Below are 293 nucleotides of genomic sequence, written 5' to 3' on the forward strand. Positions count from 1 at the left end.
CCCTGCCGCGTGCGCTTCCTTCCGGTCGCGCAGGCAGTCGTTCCACACCACGCGAGCGCACCCGAACGCCTTCGCCAGCGCACGACGCTGTGCGGCGTCCGGGTAGGCCCGGTAGTTGTAGCGGAGCTGCACACCCAACACCCTACCCATATGAATCTCATGGTGATCAAAACGACTACAGGCGGGGCAGGCACGTCATTTCTGCGATGCATGTGCACTTGGTCTTTGTGACGAAGTACCGGCGCGGGGTGTTCGACGACGAGATGCTGACACGCTGCGAAGAGATCATGCGC

2 protein-coding genes are annotated in these 293 nt (G+C 62.5%); one reads left to right on the plus strand and one right to left on the minus strand.

What is annotated here, in order from left to right:
- Positions 1-132: helix-turn-helix domain-containing protein (locus tag IE318_RS46075; RefSeq protein WP_229904230.1), on the minus strand; the 132-nt coding region annotated here is incomplete at its 3' end.
- Between the two features lie 74 nt (positions 133-206).
- Here IE318_RS46075 and IE318_RS44515 point away from each other — a divergent pair.
- Positions 207-293, plus strand: an 87-nt coding sequence (locus tag IE318_RS44515; protein ID WP_189908499.1) for a transposase, incomplete at its 3' end; no start/stop codon positions are given.

The organism is Streptomyces spiralis, assembly GCF_014654675.1.
GTDB lineage: Bacteria > Actinomycetota > Actinomycetes > Streptomycetales > Streptomycetaceae > Streptomyces > Streptomyces spiralis.